Annotated in this window: 12 protein-coding genes; 4 read left to right on the top strand and 8 right to left on the bottom strand. The window is 66.1% G+C overall.

The features are described from left to right. Window positions 1–26: 26 nt before the first annotated feature. Window positions 27–416 (bottom strand): hypothetical protein, encoded by a 390-nt coding sequence (locus DFO50_RS03175; RefSeq protein ID WP_028498663.1) that lies wholly within the window; start codon window positions 414–416, stop codon window positions 27–29. 303 nt (window positions 417–719) lie between these two features. Continuing rightward, entirely contained in the window at window positions 720–2582 is a 1863-nt protein-coding gene (locus tag DFO50_RS03170; RefSeq protein ID WP_107888953.1) for a ribonuclease catalytic domain-containing protein, read from the bottom strand. A 71-nt stretch (window positions 2583–2653) separates the two neighbouring features. Between DFO50_RS03170 and DFO50_RS03165 the strand changes: the two genes are divergently transcribed. Then, window positions 2654–4150 carry a diguanylate cyclase domain-containing protein gene (locus DFO50_RS03165; RefSeq protein ID WP_146745004.1) on the top strand — a complete coding sequence of 499 codons (1497 nt, stop codon included), beginning with the start codon at window positions 2654–2656 and terminating at the stop codon, window positions 4148–4150. A 7-nt stretch (window positions 4151–4157) separates the two neighbouring features. Here the strand turns inward: DFO50_RS03165 and DFO50_RS03160 are convergent, their stop codons facing one another. Further along, entirely contained in the window at window positions 4158–5774 is a 1617-nt protein-coding gene (locus DFO50_RS03160; RefSeq protein ID WP_028498660.1) for a methyl-accepting chemotaxis protein, read from the bottom strand. A gap of 18 nt (window positions 5775–5792) precedes the next feature. Further along, window positions 5793–6920, bottom strand: a complete 1128-nt coding sequence (locus DFO50_RS03155) for an EAL domain-containing protein (RefSeq protein WP_028498659.1) — start codon at window positions 6918–6920, stop codon at window positions 5793–5795. A gap of 757 nt (window positions 6921–7677) precedes the next feature. On the opposite strand from DFO50_RS03155, the gene DFO50_RS03150 reads away from it, so the two are divergent. Continuing rightward, on the top strand, window positions 7678–8634 hold the full coding sequence (locus DFO50_RS03150) for a LysR family transcriptional regulator (protein WP_051528734.1): 957 nt from the start codon (window positions 7678–7680) through the stop codon (window positions 8632–8634). 118 nt (window positions 8635–8752) lie between these two features. Continuing rightward, a complete protein-coding gene (ruvB, locus tag DFO50_RS03145; protein ID WP_028498658.1) occupies window positions 8753–9787 on the top strand; it encodes a Holliday junction branch migration DNA helicase RuvB in 1035 nt (344 codons plus the stop codon). Window positions 9788–9817: 30 nt separating this feature from the next. Here ruvB and DFO50_RS03140 read toward each other — a convergent pair whose 3' ends face one another. From DFO50_RS03140 to DFO50_RS03130, 3 genes are all read right to left on the bottom strand, one after another. Then, window positions 9818–10657, bottom strand: coding sequence for a ThiF family adenylyltransferase (locus tag DFO50_RS03140; protein ID WP_051528733.1), 840 nt, complete (start codon window positions 10655–10657; stop codon window positions 9818–9820). A 72-nt stretch (window positions 10658–10729) separates the two neighbouring features. Next, window positions 10730–11788 carry a M48 family metallopeptidase gene (locus tag DFO50_RS03135; protein ID WP_107888951.1) on the bottom strand — a complete coding sequence of 353 codons (1059 nt, stop codon included), beginning with the start codon at window positions 11786–11788 and terminating at the stop codon, window positions 10730–10732. Further along, window positions 11766–12824 (bottom strand): YjgN family protein, encoded by a 1059-nt coding sequence (locus tag DFO50_RS03130; protein WP_199489721.1) that lies wholly within the window; start codon window positions 12822–12824, stop codon window positions 11766–11768. The genes DFO50_RS03135 and DFO50_RS03130 overlap by 23 nt, the downstream gene beginning before the upstream one ends. 142 nt (window positions 12825–12966) lie before the next feature. On the opposite strand from DFO50_RS03130, the gene DFO50_RS03125 reads away from it, so the two are divergent. Then, window positions 12967–13725 carry a TlyA family RNA methyltransferase gene (locus DFO50_RS03125; RefSeq protein WP_028498655.1) on the top strand — a complete coding sequence of 253 codons (759 nt, stop codon included), beginning with the start codon at window positions 12967–12969 and terminating at the stop codon, window positions 13723–13725. A 24-nt stretch (window positions 13726–13749) separates the two neighbouring features. Here the strand turns inward: DFO50_RS03125 and DFO50_RS03120 are convergent, their stop codons facing one another. Further along, complete coding sequence (locus DFO50_RS03120) at window positions 13750–14457, bottom strand: pseudouridine synthase (protein ID WP_107888949.1); 708 nt, start codon at window positions 14455–14457, stop codon at window positions 13750–13752. Window positions 14458–14633 lie beyond the last annotated feature (176 nt).

The raw sequence follows: 14633 nt of genomic DNA, 5'->3' as shown, positions 1-14633 counted from the left end.
GATCGACCGGGCGCCGCCGCGACCGCTCACGTGCCGCTGTGTGCCGCCTGCCCGTACAGGTAGCCGGGAAACACGCAGATCGACACGTCGGGCGCGTCGACCTCGTCGCGGTGGCCGAGGAAGATCCACAGCTGCTGACCGTCGCTGAGGAGGCGGTACACCGGTTGCCCGGCACTGTAGAACATCAGTTCGCGGCCGCGAAAGCCGTCGAGCGGCATCATCGGTTTGCGCGGGGTATCCAGCAGCATGGCGGCGGCATCGGTGTCGAGCGAACGCAGGCGACGGCAGTCGTCGATCGCCACGGCGGTGAACATCAGCAGCAGCGGGATCGGCAGCAGGATCCAGGCGGCATTGACGAGAAACAGGGCGCCGCAAATGGCGGCACCGGTGAAAAAGAACGCGCTGTCGAACTTCACGGGACTCTCCGGTAAGGGCGCCTGCAGTGGCGTCCGGACGTGTCCCCTTGACGGACGAGGGGGCGAAAACGGTGTCGCGACCCTCCGCCTGGCCAGGCTGTCGGGCCGGGCCTGACACCACTTGCAATAATGGCATACGGACGGCGTGATTGCCGTCCGTGATCGGGAGGGATTCTAGTGGCAGTCGGCGCGCGTAACGAGTGCAAGTGACTGAGCAGAAAGGGAAATGGCGCAATTGTGTAGCGTTGCGTCGCGCCGGTGCCGCCGACGGCCGGCGAACCGGCCCTGGCGGCATCACTGGCGTCAGGCGCTTTCCGGCGTGACCTTGCCGAGCACGCGGAATTCGATTTCCAGCGCCAGCTCGTCGATGCGTGCCACCTGCAGCCGCACCCGCTCTCCGGATGCCATTTCCGGCAGACCGGCCACGCGCGTGGCCATCGGCAGGCCGTCGAGGCGGACCAGGTCGTCCTTGATCCACTGCGCGGTGATGTCGCTCACGTTTTCCTGACTGAACCAGCGCAGGCACCAGAAGCGCTCCATCTGGTACTGGAAATCGCCATAGGCGTTGTAGGCGACGTCGAAATCGCGCAGCCGGGCGAACAGGTCGGGGTCGCCGCGCTTGTAGCGCGGGGTCTCGCCGCGAACCATGGCCACGATCTGCTGCTGGTTGACAAAGTCGGCCGCGCGGCGCAGCGGCGAGGTCGACCACGCGTACTGCGGCACGCCGAGGCCGACGTGCGGTTCGGCGGCGGTGGTCATGCGTACCTTGCCGGCCGTCTGTGCCCGGTACATGGCCGGGATGCCGGCGGCGGCCAGGTCGCCGCCCCAGGTGGCGTTGGCCAGGATCATCAGCTCGGACACCAGCTTGTCCATCGGCGCGCCGCGGCGGCGCGGCGTCAGCACCACCTTGCCATCGACGATGGCGAAGTTGTAGTCGAGACGCTGCTGCTGGTTGCTGTCGGCCTTGCCGCGGCCGACTTCCAGCGCGTTGGCGAATTCCCACAGCACGCGCAACTCGTGCTTGTATGGATAGTCGCGGCCCGGATCGTGGGCCAGCGTGTCTTCGTTGAATACCGTTTCCAGCCAGTCGTGCCGCAGGTTGGCGGTGATTTTCACGCTGTCGACCCGGCTTTCGTGGCCGAGGATGCGATAGTCGTCCGGCGCCACCTCGAAGTACACGCTGACCGCCGGGCAGTGCCGGCCTTCGGCCAGCGTGAACTGCTGGACCAGCGAATCAGGCAGCATGGTGATCTTCTCGCCGGGGAAATACACCGTCGACAGGCGCTGGAATACCAGCTTTTCCACGTCCGAATCCGGACCGACGCCAAGCGTCGGCGCGGCGATATGGACGCCGATGCGCCAGTTGCCGTTGTCGAGGCGGGTCAGCGACAGCGCATCGTCGATCTCGGTGGTGGCGGAATCGTCGATCGAGAACGCTTCGACACCGGCGTCGGGCAGGCCGGCCGGCATCTCGACCGCCTCGAACACCGGGAAGCCGCGTCCGCGCGGGAAGTGCTCCATGATGAAACCGGCCAGCAGATAGTCGGGCACCGACGAAATGCCGCCGCGCTCGGCCACCAGCTTCAGCGGCGACACCTGCAGTGCCTTGCTGGCGGCTTCCAGCCCCTTCCATTCCAGCGTGTTCTTGTCCGGACGCCACAGCAGCGACATCAGGTGCGGCTTCCACTCTTCCGGCAGCTGGCCGGCGCGGCAGGCGTCGACCCAGCCGTCAATCTGCTGCTGCTGGCGCTTTTTCTTCTCGATGCCGGCCAGCGCAGCCTGCAGCGCCTCGTGCGGGGCGGCCTTGTAGCGGCCCTTGCCCTTCTTGTAGAAATACATCGGGGCGCCATGCACGCGCAGGGCAATCGCCGCACTTTCCAGTGCTGACGGCTTGTGGCCGAAATAATCTTCTGCCAGCGTTGCCGCATCGAACTCCGCGTCGCCGCAGCACTCCCACAGGAAGTCGATGTCGATTTCCGCCGCCTGCTGCTCGGCCGCAGGCAGGAAATCGGCCAGGGCCGAGCTAAAGCGCAGCAGGATCGCTGCCGATTTGATTTTGGATCGCTTGCCGTGAGGGGCCTCCACCTGGAGGCTGGTATCGTTGTCGGTCAGGACGGCGCCCACTTTGAATCCGCCGTCTTCCTCGTAAAATACGTTGGTCGCCATCGCCTTGACCGCATTGCTGAAAAAGGCGGCGATTATAACAGCGGCGCCTGACTGTGCGCCCGGAGCCCTGCATGCCAGACCTGTCCCGAGAATTGACCGACATCGAGCGGGGCCTCGCCTTGCTGGGCCGTGGCTGGGATACGCCACTGGCGGCCCACCTCGCCTATCTGGCGCTGAACCTGAAATGCCAGGCCGAGCGCGATGGCGAGGATGAGCTGGTCGCCGCTGCCCAGACCCTGGCGCATTCACTGCACGATGCCGTTCGCGAGGCCAGGCAGACCGGGCACCCGCCGGCCGACCTGACCCAGGCGCTGGCGGCCCGTCTCGCCAGGCTCAAGGCCAGCCGCAAGCTGGCCTCGCCGCCGCCGGGCCTGCCGGTGGTGCATGGCGGCATCCTGCTGCTGGCCGGGCCCGGCGATGACGTCGCGGCGCTGGAACAGTCGCTGGCCCGCTATGGCGTAACGCTCAGCGTCCACCCGGACCCGGATGCGCTGATCGCCGCGCTGGACACTTTTCAGCCGGCCGCGCTGGCGCTGGTGCGTACCGACAGCCGCCACGATGCGGCGATGTCGGCGCTGGCGCGGACCCGGCTGGCCCACATACCGTTCGTCGTCCTGTCGCCGGAATCGGACTTTGCCAGCCGCATTGCCGCCGTCCGGCTGGGGGCGAGCGTGTTCCTGCCATGGCCGGTCGGTCACGACGAACTGCTGACGGCGCTGGCGGTCCCGCTGGCGGACAGCCAGCCGTTGCGCGTCCTGGTGATCGACCCGCAGGTCGATCTGGTCCACTGGTATGCCGACGCGCTGACCGCTGCCGGCATCGAGGTCCTGCTGGCCTCTTCCGGCGCCGAAGGCTACGACAGCATGTTGCGCAATCACCCGGACGTGCTGCTGGTCAACCGCATCCTGCCTGACTGCGACGGCCTGGATTTTGCCCGGGTGGTGCGGCAGACCTGCCCGGTACCGCCGATGCCGGTCCTGATGCTGGCCAGCGAGGCGCTGCAGCCGCAGCGACGGCTGTCCGACGAAAGCATCGAATACTGGCTGGCGCGGCCGGTCGCGACCGATGAACTGCTGGTGGCGGTCCAGCGTGCCGGCCGCCGCCGCCGGCTGCAGCTCGGACTGAGCCAGCGCGACGCGCTGACCGGGGCGCTGACGGTCCAGGCGCTGTGCGAACGGCTGGACGAGGAACTGTCGCGCGTGGCACGCAGCGCGCAGCCACTGGTGCTGGCGCTGGTCGACCTGAACGGCTTCTCGTCGTTCAACCGGCGCCGGGGCTATGCCGCCGGCGACCGGGTGCTGGCGACCTGGGCGCGCTTCCTGCGCAAGCGGCTGCGCCGCAACGACCTGATCGGGCGTGTCGATGGCGACGCCTTCGTGCTGGTGCTGCCCGATACCGGGCTGGAAGCCGCGCAGGCGCTGCTCGACAGCCTGTCGCTGGCCTTCTCCGAGCTGGCGCTCGGTGACGGCGACGCCGCCGAACGGCTGTCGTTCAGCATGCGTCTGTGCGAGGCCGATCCCCGGCTGCCGGCGGCCGAGCAGCTGACCACGCTGGAGACGGACGTCTGAGGCGACACTAGACGCGGAAGGCCTGGAGGGTGTCCTGCATCTCGGCGGCCGCCTCGCGCAGGGAGGCGGCCGACGCCGCCGTATGCGTGGCGCTGGTATGGCTCTGCTCGGTCATCCGGGCGATATGTTCGACCCCCTGGGCAATGCTGGTGCTGGTCAGCGACTGTTCGCGCATCGAACCGGAAATTTCCGCCACCTGGGTCACCGTGCCGTCCGTGCTGTCGATGATGCGCTGAATGGCGACCGTGGCCAGTTCCGCCTGGCTCATGCCGTGGCCAAGCAGGGACACGACACCCTGCATCGACTCCACGGTTTCATTGGCCCCCTGCTGGATCAGGCGCACGGTCCGGGTGATCTCCTGCGTCGAGGTTGCCGTTCGCTCGGCCAGCATGCGGACTGCATCGGCGACCACGGCAAAGCTGCGGCCGGACTCGCCGGCGCGGGCGGCTTCGATCGCCGCGTTCAGCGCCAGCAGATTGGTCTGTTCGGCGATATCCTTGATCACGGCGATGACCGTGCCAATGGCCGCAGTATGGGCCTTCAACTGCTCGATCTGGCCTGCGGCCAGCTGCACGGTCGACTCGGTGTTGCGGAAGCCGCGGATGGTGTCGTCGATGACTTCGCCGCCATGGCTGGCTTCCTTGCCGGCCTGCTGGCTGCTGTGACTGGCCTGTTCGGCGCGGTCGGCCGCATGGGTCACACTGACGGTCATCTGCTCGACGGCCGCCGACATGCTGGCCGCCGATTCGCTGACCTGCAGCGAGGCCTGCGAGACGTCAGCCGAGGCGGCTGCCACCGTTTCCGCCGCTGCATTCACATTGCTGCCCAGGGTGTGGAGGCGCTGGAAACTGCCCTGCAGTACGTCCAGCAGCCCGTTCAGCGCCTGGTAGGTCTCACTGATTTCGTCTTGTTGCCGGCGCCGGAAGCGGCGGGTGAAGTCGAAATCCCGGGCAAGCTGGTTCAGCCCGTCGCGCAGGGACGTCATCGGCCCGTAAATGGTCCTGACCGCCCAGATGCCGCCGCCCAGCAGCAGCAAGACGACCACGGTTGTCACCCCCAGCAGCACCAGTCGGGCATTGTCGATCGATTCGTCCACGTCCTGCTCGGACTGATCCAGCACCGAGATGTTGAAGTCGACGGTTCGCTTGAAGGTCTCGAGGGTTACTTTCCCTTGAGGGCGTGTGGCCTGGGCGATCATGGCGGCCGCCTGGTCGGTCTGCCCGAGGTCGGACAATGCCAGCACCTGGTACATCAGCGCCTGATAGCGCTCCACTTCCGTCTGCAGCACCTTGATGTTGGCTGTGTCCTGCGCATTCGTGGCCAGGTTGTCGGCATAGTATTTGAAGTGCTCGTTCAGCCATTTGCTGCCTTCGGCGATATTCGCGCGCAATGCGGCCTTGTCTTCGGCGTGAAGGCTCAGGACATGCAGCAGCATATTGTGGCGCAGGGTTGAAAACTGGTCCTGCAGCTCTGCCAGTGCCTTGACCGACGGCAGTGAATCGTCGGTGATGCTGGCGATGGAGGTCCGGATGCTGCCGAAGGCCAGCAGGGCGGAAAGGGACACAATCAGCAGGCCGATGATGCCGGTGCTGCACAGCGCATAGAGGCGGGTCGATATTTTCATGTGTGACTCGGAGGAGGCTCAGTGAGGTTCGAGCTGATTCAGCGGAACGGGTTTTTCGATCGCATAGCCCTGGGCATAGTCGATGCCCAGTCCGGTGACGCAGTCGAGTACCTGCATGTTCTCGACCTTCTCGGCCACGATCTGCTTGCCGAGGTGCCGGCAGGTTCGGCACAGCTCGCGGACCAGATCGCGGTTCAGCGGGCTCTGGTCCAGGCCAATGATGAAGCTGCCGTCGATCTTGACCAGGTCGACGGGCAGGTCGCGCAGATAGGACAGCGTGGCGCTGCCGCTGCCATAGTCGTCCAGTGCGAAGCGGTAGCCGTACTCCCGCAGCCGCTGCATCACGGCGATGGCGCGCGGCAGATCCCTGATGCGGCTGGTTTCCGTCAGCTCAAAGCAGATTTCCGCCGGATTGATGCGGTGCTCACGCTGGCGGGCTTCGATGAACGCGGGCAGGTCGGTTTCCGTCAGGCTGTGCGCGGACAGATTGATGGCGGTCCACCGGCACGGCGTGTTGCCGCCCGGACGATGGTTTGCCAGCCAGGCATAGGCGCGGTCGACGACCCGGCGATCCAGCTCCGGCATCAGGCCGAGTCTCTCCGCCTCCGGCAGGAAGGAGTCCGGCATCCACAGCGCGCCGTCGTGGTCGGTCAGGCGGGCCAGGATTTCATGGTGATAGCAATCGCTGCCGATCGAGTCGAGCGGCAGGATGCGCTGCGAGTACAGCGTGAGACGATCGGCTTCCAGTGCCCCGCGGACCCTGTCCTCCCTGCGCAGCGGCTCGATTCTCTCGTCCAGTTGTTCGGCGTCGTCGATCAGCGTCAGGCGGGAGTGGGCGGCCGGCCCGGCCCGCTGGCTGGCCACCAGCGCCCGGTCGATGAGGCTGTCCGGCGAATGGACGGGGGTGTGGGCCGCCAGCAGGATGAGGTGGACCGGGATCGGCAGTGACTCGCTGGAGCGCATCTGGCGCACGCTGGTGATGCGGGCCAGCAGGGCATTGCCGAGGATCTGCAGGTCCTGCCCGGCCTGGTACGGAAGCACAAAAGCCAGACTGTCATCGGCAATGTGGCAGCTGTGCTGTTCCAGCAGATCGCAGATCAGCCGGATTTGCGCCTGTGCGCGGGCCCGTCCGTCAATTGCCAGCATGGCGTGGTAATCGCTGAGAGTCAGTACGCCAAGGGCAAAGGGCTGCCGATTGGCGGGAGAGCGTAATTTCTCCTGCAAGACGTTCAAAATTTTCCCCGTCCTTGTCAAATTTCAACCGGGTACCGAAGAGGTAACCGCTCGTTCCGGAAAAATGCCTGGTGTGCCCGGAACATCGGCCTGCGGATTTTTATCTTGAATCAGGGCAGGGGTTCTGCGGAATGGTGTTAATTATATAGTTGCTGCAAAAAAACACCTGTTGGTTATTCAGGTAAATCATTTATGGGATGCCGGCAGATTATATAGTGGAAATCCGTTTTATTTATCCGGCGCGAGGAAAACAGCCAGCATTTTCTGCAAAAACATATGTCTATGGGGTCGAATAGTTTTTATGCTACTTGCGTCAAGGACACGGTAATGTAGTGACGGTGCGAGGCTGCCAAACGCCGGAGCCAGTGCGTTTTTATTACATTGCAATTTTTGGATGCCGGAAAACTTGGATTTTGCATCGCCTGTTTTCTCGCCTGCCAGAAAAAGCCGGTAGCCGCCGCTCGTCCGAAGTCTATTGTCTGGCAACTTACATACACATATGATTGTAAACGTGGATTGCAGCTATCTGGCCTTTCGGTGACAGACAGTGAGCAGTGATTGGAAATAGGTGGTGGCTTCATCCCTGATTCCCCACACGGTGGCGACGGGACGAAAGCTCATTCTCCTTCGCTTTGAAGGCCTGATCGAAATAACAATTGGTTTTATTCCTATGGACAATTACAAAATCCTGCACCCGGAGTGCGTGCTTGCCTTTGTGGCACTGGGCGAAGAAGGTTCTTTTACCGCCGCAGCGGCAGCACTGAGAGTCAGTCATTCCGTCGTCAGCGAGCGCATCAAGAAACTCGAGACCTACGTGAATGCACAATTGGTGCTGCGCACGACACGGAGCATGTCACTGACACCTGCCGGCGAGAAATTCCTGCAGGCCTGTCGGCGGATCATTGATGAATACCGTGATGCGGTGGCCGTGGTCCGCAGCGATCACGAATATCCGCACGGGCTGTTGCGCATTGCCGCGCCGGATTATCTGATCCTGCACTATCTGACCGAAAGTGCCGTGGCGTTTGCCGGACAATACGCGGAGGTCACGTTCGACCTGATGGCCACGGAAAACCACATCGATCTGCTGGCCTCGCGGGTCGACATCGACATCCGCGTCGGTCAGCCGCGGGACTCCAGCCTGCATGCGGTCAAGCTCGCGGACTGCCGCCAGAGCCTGGTGGCCAGCCGCGACTATCTGACGCGTCACGACCGGATCTGCACGCCGCAGGATCTGCTGGAGCATTCGCTGATCGCGCATGAAACCAGCGCGCAGTCCTGGCACTGGGTGTTCTCCCGTCCCGGTGACAAGGACGAAAAAGTGCTGGTCAAGGGGCGTCTGCGCGCCAACAGCACCAGCATCATGCGGAATCTGGCGCTGGCGGGTGGCGGTGTGACGGAACTGCCGGACTTTCTGGTCGCCGACGATCTGGCGGCCGGCCGTCTGGTCCATGTGCTGCCGGAATGGAACCTGTCGGCCGGGGGCATCTATGCCATCTACCCCAGCCGCAAGCACCTGCCTGCCCGGGTACGCCTGTTTATCTCCCTGCTGCGCGAGCAGTTTGGCGCGGCCCCGGCATTCAAGCGCCGGCTGCTGGGGGCGATGGCGGCATCCGCCCTGAATTGAACGGGCGGCTGTCAGCCGAATTCTGACCAGCATCGGGCTGACGGCGGCTACACTTGGCACATTTCCGCGCCTGGCCGCGTTGTGCCGACGGGGCCGCCAATCCGCAAGAAGCCAGCTCATGATTGAAACCGACTCCCTTACCAGCGGTGCGCCCGAACGCGTCGTTGCGCCCCGCCCGCTGTCCAACCAGGAAGAAGCGCTGGAGCGTGCACTGCGCCCGAAGCAGCTCGACGACTATGTCGGCCAGCACAAGGCGCGCGAACAGCTGACCATCTTTATCGAGGCGGCCAAGATGCGCGGCGAGGCGCTGGACCATGTGCTGCTGTTCGGACCGCCGGGGCTGGGCAAGACCACGCTGGCCCATATCGTGGCGCGCGAGCTGGGGGTCAACCTGCGCCAGACCAGTGGTCCGGTCCTGGAGCGTGCCGGCGACCTGGCGGCGCTGCTGACCAATCTGGAACCGCACGATGTGCTGTTCATCGACGAAATTCACCGCCTGTCGCCGGTGGTGGAGGAAATCCTCTATCCGGCGCTGGAGGACTACCAGCTCGACATCATGATCGGCGAAGGGCCGGCCGCCCGTTCGGTCAAACTCGACCTGCCGCCGTTCACGCTGGTCGGGGCGACGACCCGCGCCGGCATGCTGACCAACCCGCTGCGCGACCGCTTCGGCATCGTGGCGCGGCTGGAGTTCTATACCGCCGACGAGCTGAAGCAGATCGTGACCCGGTCGGCCGGTCTGCTGAACGTGGATCTGGCCGATGACGGCGCCTTCGAGATCGCCCGCCGTGCCCGCGGCACGCCGCGGATTGCCAACCGCTTGCTGCGCCGGGTGCGCGACTACGCCGACGTCAAGCACGACGGCCGCGTGACCGCCGCCGTTGCCGATGCCGCTCTGGCAATGCTCGATGTCGATCCGGCCGGGCTCGACGTGATGGACCGCAAGCTGCTCGATGCCATTCTGAACAAGTTTGCCGGCGGGCCGGTCGGCCTCGACAACGTGGCCGCCGCGATCGGGGAATCGACCGATACCATCGAGGACGTCATCGAGCCATATCTGATCCAGCAGGGCTATCTGCAGCGTACGCCGCGCGGCCGCATGGCGACGGCGCTGTCGTGGAGCCATTTCGGGCTGGATGCGCCGTCCGTCTAGGGCTGTGGCAGCCGGGGCGGGGACTGCCGGTCAACAGCTGGTGTGCTGTTCCGTCGTTTGCCCGCCGGTGTTGCCGTCCGTCGCCTCGTCCCGGTTTGCCGGCGCAACCCGGGTCAGCCGTGCCAGTACACGGCTGACCGCGACCAGGCCGAACACGGCGGTCACGGTGACTGCCGAGCCATAGCCGGCACAGGCCAGTCCCTGCGGGGCGGTACCGGTGTCACAGGCGGCGCCGGCCTGCGGGCGGCGTATCGGCTCGGCCGAATACACGCACTCGATGCCGAATTTGCGCCCGGCCTCGCGCGGGAAACCGTAGCCGCGGCGCAGCGTATAGCGCAGCCGGGCACAGACGGCGTCGCCGGTCACCCGCGACAGGTCGTCGACCTGCACCCGGGTCGGGTCAACGCGGCCGCCGGCGCCGCCGCTGACCACCAGCGGGATTCGCGCCCGGTGACAGTGCGCCGCGATCGCTGCCTTGGCACGAATGTCGTCGATCGCATCGACAACGGCGTCGAACGGGCCAGCCAGCAAATCGGCAACGTTGTCGACGGTGACGAAATCCTCGATCAGCCGGATCTCGCACTGCGGGTGGATGGCGCGCAGGCGGGCGGCCATGGCCTCGACCTTGGGCTGGCCGAACACGCCGTCCAGCGCATGGATCTGACGGTTCACATTGGATTCGTTGACATTGTCCAGGTCGATCAGTGTCAGCCTGCCGACCCCTGAGCGGGCCAGCGCCTCCGCTGCCCAGCTGCCCACCCCGCCGATCCCGATGACACAGACGTGCGCCGCGCGGATGCGAAGGGCGGCATCGTCGCCATACAGACGGTTCATCCCGCCGAATCGGCGGTCAAGGTCGGGCGCGGTCATGGCAGGCAAGTTCTTGAAAAAACGGCGGATGCTAGCGCCGGTGCCGCCCCGGCGCAAGCATCGCGTCGTCTATCAGCCCGGGAAGCGCTCGCGGTCCGCCTGACGCAGCCGGGCAATTCGTCCGGCGGTGTCCGGGTGGGTCGATGCCCACTCCATGTTCCGCTGGTGCGCATCCGCCGCCGATGGCGCATGTGCGGCGTCGAGCCGGCCAAGCAGCGCGGCCAGCGGCGCGGCGTGCAGGCCATTCATATGCAGCAGCCGGATCGCGTATTCGTCGGCCTCGGTCTCGTCGTCGCGCGAATGGCGCAGTTCGAGCCAGGTGGCCGGCAAGACCGCCAGCAGGCTGGAGAAGTCGCCGAGCCAGAAGGCGAATGCGCTGCCGACCACCGTGGTCTGCACCATCTGCCGCAGCGCGTGTCGCCGGTCGACGTGGCCTGCCTCGTGCAGCAGCACACCGATCAGCGCGTCGTCATCGCGGCTCAGGGCCACCAGTTCGTCGGTCATGACCAGCGTGCCGCCCGGCAGGGCAAAGGCATTGGGACCGATGTCACTGGCGCGGAACAGCAGCGGCCCGGCCCCGGCCGGCACACCGTCCAGCGCGGCGAAACGCGCCCGCAGCGCCGCCTGCCGGCTGGCCGGCAGCGTGGTCGGACGCATCAGGCTGCGATCGAGCAGGTCGAGCGTGGACGCATCCATCACCGTCGTGACCGAATCCGGCACGGCGGCGGCCAGTTGCGCCGACACCCATGGCAGGGCGAAGCGGTAGCCGCCGACGATGACGGCGACCATCAGCAGCAACGCCAGCAGCGCGGCCCGCCAGTGTTGCTGCCAGCGGTCGATGCGGCTGGTGCGCATGCCGGCCTGCACCAGCAGCCGTTCCAGCCCCTGCTGATCGTCGACTTCGCACAGGCTGCCGTCGGGAAAACCGAGCTGGCGCGGGGCATGACGGTGGGCATCGGACAGCTGCACGCTGCGCGGTGCGACCTCGAAGGCGATGCCGTCGCCCTGCACCTGCAGCGCGCCATGGCGGAACGACAGCACCACCGCGCGGGCCTGCGCGGTCTTGCCGTCGAACAGACGGGCATCGACCCTGGCCGGGCCGGCCGGATCAGAGACTGATATCGATGTCATACCAGTCCGTCATGGCGTCGCCAAGCGCAGAAACACCTTGCGTCTGGCCGGCGGCGAAGCTGTCGAGCGGCACGCTGGCGGCCACGCTGACATGCTGCAGCCGGTAGCGCAGCAGACGGATGCGGGCGAACGGGTAGAACAGGCCCAGAGTGACGATCATGCCCAGCAGGTTGGTGACCAGAATGGCCAGCAGCGGCAGCGTGCGCACGTCGCTGCGGAAGCGCAGCGCGTCGTCGCCGAGCGTGGTGCCCGACCAGACCAGGTTCTGCAGCGATGCCACCATGAAGGCGTTGATGGCGAAGATCCCGGCATAGGCCGGCAGCGCGATCATCAGCAGGCTCGACACGGCCGGCATTTCCAGATTGCCGCCATCCAGCAGGATCGAGGTCAGCGTGGCGACAATGACGCCGGTGACGATCAGCATGCCGATCACGGCGAACATCAGTCCGTACACGCTGCCGGTGCGCAGCCGGATATGGAACGGGGTGCTGCCGTAGCGGGAGTGCTCATGCTGGTATTGCTTGAAGCGCTGGTAGGCGATCGGCGCCAGCAGGCCGCACGAGACCAGGGCCAGCACCGGCCACAGCAGCAGCGTCCGGTAGGCGCCGGCCAGCCGGCCATCGAAACCGAAGCGCAGGCCGCGATGGCTGGTATAGGCCATGCGGAAGCTCAGCGAGCGCATGATCAGCCAGGGCAGGACGGCGACGAACAGCGCGCTCAGTACCAGCGACAGCAGCGGCAGGATGCCCTCCAGCACCTGCGTCACCACCACCAGCGCGAAGACGATGATGCGGCCCTTGAGGATGGAGAGCGGGTTGCCGTGATAGTCGAAACCGTGGCCGTCCAGCTGCGTGTTGCGGTACAGGTAGCGCAGCGTGCGCACCTTGGCCCAGGCGGAATAGATGCCGAGGGTGAGGATGGACAGGAACAGATTGACGATCCAGATGCGGAAGTATTCGCTGCCGGTTGCGGTGAAAGTCAGCGGCGTGGCGTCGGCCATCGGTGCGTCGTCGGGTATAAAGGTCATAATTTGCATGATTTTTTGATCGAGACGGCATGGTAGCAAGGCTTGCGGCGCTCCGGGATCGGATGAGTCCTAAATTGCGCGGCCGGCGCTTGACAGCGTGCAGCCGGGTGCCGACCATCGCGACCCTGTCCGTTACCGTCGATAAAACGCCATGCCGCGTGCCGATCTCCTGCTGGTTGAACTGGGTTTTGCCTCGTCGCGCACTGCCGCGCAGCGGCTGATTGCCGCCGGGCGCGTCAGCGTCGCCCGTCATGATGGCGCCCATGTCCTGAAGAAGCCGAGCGATACGCTGCATGCCGGCGACGATATCGTCGTCACGCCGGACCCGGCCGACCGCTATGTGTCGCGTGGCGCGCTGAAGCTGGCCGGTGCGCTGGCACAGACCGGCGTGCGTGTCGACGGCGTGATCGCGCTGGATGTGGGCCAGTCGACCGGCGGCTTCACCGACTGCCTGCTGCAGGCCGGTGCGGCACGGGTGGTCGGCATCGACGTCGGCCACGGCCAGCTGCATCCGCGCATTGCCGCCGACCCGCGCGTGGTGGCTTTCGAGGGCATCAATGCCCGTGCCCTGGACCTCGACGCCATTCGTGCCGCGGCCGGGGCCGGGCATGTCGACCTGATCGTGTGTGACGTGTCCTTTATCTCGCTGACCCTGGCGTTGCCGCCGGCCCTGCCGCTGCTGGCGTCCGGCGGTGTGCTGCTGAGTCTGGTCAAGCCGCAGTTCGAGGTCGGGCGTGACGGCGTCGGCGGTGGCGGCATCGTGCGTGACGAGAGTCTGTACGCCGGGGTGGAAACCCGGATTCGTGCGTTGCTGGCCGAACACGGGCTGCAGGTCCTGCACTGGCTGGACAGCCCGATCCTTGGCGGCGACGGCAACCGTGAATTCTTCGTGGCAGCCGTGCGCGACTGAGCACACGGCGGTCATTGCCGCCGGCTAACCCGGCGTGCCGCGCAGGGCGGTGACTTCGTCCGCCGTCAGTTCGCGCCACTGGCCTTCGGCCAGGTCGCCCAGTGTGACCGTGCCCACGGCAACCCGGTGCAGCGCTTCGACGCGATTGCCGACGGCGGCCAGCATGCGCTTGACCTGGTGGTAGCGGCCCTCGCCAATGACCAGCGTCAGCCGGCGGGCGTCGACGCGTTCGCACTGCCGCGCGGTGACCGGTGCCGGATCGTCGCGCAGCACCACGCCGCCGAGCAGCGCGTCGATCTGCGCGTCGTCGATCTCGTGCCGGCAGGTGACCAGATAGGTCTTGGGCACGTGGTGGCGTGGCGAACTGATCCGGTGCAGGAGCGGTCCGTCATCGGTCAGCAGCAGCACGCCGGTGGTGTCCTGGTCCAGCCGGCCGACCGGCTGGACGCCGCGTGCGGCAAACCGGGCCGGCAGCAGCGAGAACACGCTGTCGTGGGCCTGTGGCTCGCGCGAACATTCATGGCCGGCCGGCTTGTGCAGCAGCAGGTACAGCGATGCGCGCCAGACGGCGGCTTCGCCGTCCACGGCATGGTGCAGGCCATCCGGCTCGAAGGTGGCTGTCGGGCGGGTGACGATTTCGTCGCCGACGGTCACCCGTCCGGCGCGTATCCACTGCTGGCACTGCTTGCGACTGCCCCAGCCCTGGCTTTGCAGCAGGCGGTCGAGCTGCATCAGACCCGGGCGAGATTGCGGAAGGCCAGCGCCGCCTGTCTGGCGGCTTCAAGTGCGGCGGCCAGGCGTTCGTTCGGGACCGGCAGGGACGGGGAAGGTGACGGGATCGGCGAAGTCATGGTGCAGTGCAGTAAAAAGAGTGGCGCGGAGCATAGCGCTCCGGGCGGGCCGCGGCA

Origin of the sequence: Microvirgula sp. AG722, assembly GCF_003269145.1 — a bacterium.
Classification (GTDB): domain Bacteria; phylum Pseudomonadota; class Gammaproteobacteria; order Burkholderiales; family Aquaspirillaceae; genus Microvirgula; species Microvirgula aerodenitrificans.
Note: the sequence above shows the minus strand (reverse complement) of the source record. Positions and strands in the feature narration are given on the sequence as shown.

Coding starts and splice junctions, on each gene's coding strand:
- DFO50_RS03170 (WP_107888953.1), bottom strand. CDS start 2,582: ATGGCGACCAACGTATTTTACGAGGAAGACGGCGGATTCAAAGTGGGC.
- DFO50_RS03165 (WP_146745004.1), top strand. CDS start 2,654: ATGCCAGACCTGTCCCGAGAATTGACCGACATCGAGCGGGGCCTCGCC.
- DFO50_RS03160 (WP_028498660.1), bottom strand. CDS start 5,774: ATGAAAATATCGACCCGCCTCTATGCGCTGTGCAGCACCGGCATCATC.
- DFO50_RS03155 (WP_028498659.1), bottom strand. CDS start 6,920: ATGCTGGCAATTGACGGACGGGCCCGCGCACAGGCGCAAATCCGGCTG.
- DFO50_RS03150 (WP_051528734.1), top strand. CDS start 7,678: ATGGACAATTACAAAATCCTGCACCCGGAGTGCGTGCTTGCCTTTGTG.
- ruvB (WP_028498658.1), top strand. CDS start 8,753: ATGATTGAAACCGACTCCCTTACCAGCGGTGCGCCCGAACGCGTCGTT.
- DFO50_RS03140 (WP_051528733.1), bottom strand. CDS start 10,657: ATGACCGCGCCCGACCTTGACCGCCGATTCGGCGGGATGAACCGTCTG.
- DFO50_RS03135 (WP_107888951.1), bottom strand. CDS start 11,788: ATGACATCGATATCAGTCTCTGATCCGGCCGGCCCGGCCAGGGTCGAT.
- DFO50_RS03130 (WP_199489721.1), bottom strand. CDS start 12,824: ATGCAAATTATGACCTTTATACCCGACGACGCACCGATGGCCGACGCC.
- DFO50_RS03125 (WP_028498655.1), top strand. CDS start 12,967: ATGCCGCGTGCCGATCTCCTGCTGGTTGAACTGGGTTTTGCCTCGTCG.
- DFO50_RS03120 (WP_107888949.1), bottom strand. CDS start 14,457: ATGCAGCTCGACCGCCTGCTGCAAAGCCAGGGCTGGGGCAGTCGCAAG.